We start from the raw sequence: 299 nt of genomic DNA, 5'->3' as shown, positions 1-299 counted from the left end.
CCATCACTTTGTCTTTTGGCATGCCCTGACGCATTGCCAGACCGTAAATCGCCACCAGACAAGCAACCAGAATCGCGGTAAACGGATGACCGATAAACTCAAACCATTCGTAAGCAGTTGATCCTTCCGGCACAAAACGCGCGGCAATGGTTTTCAGCCCTACCAGCACCAGCGGCAGCAGGATCAGCGACAGGCTGAATCCGAAAGATGGCATTTTGCCTTCGCCGAGATGCGGTTCGCTGATGTCGTCAGGAATATGCAGCTCAACGTAACGGCTGATGAAGTTACCCCACAGCGGC

Annotated in this window: 1 pseudogene; it reads right to left on the bottom strand. The window is 53.5% G+C overall.

What is annotated here, in order from left to right:
- A pseudogene (locus tag RTW80_RS28565) lies at nucleotides 1–299 on the bottom strand (gluconate transporter); the annotation flags it as partial.

Source organism: Escherichia sp. AM3 (assembly GCF_032029835.1).
Classification (GTDB): Bacteria; Pseudomonadota; Gammaproteobacteria; order Enterobacterales; family Enterobacteriaceae; genus Escherichia; species Escherichia coli.
Note: the sequence above shows the minus strand (reverse complement) of the source record. Positions and strands in the feature narration are given on the sequence as shown.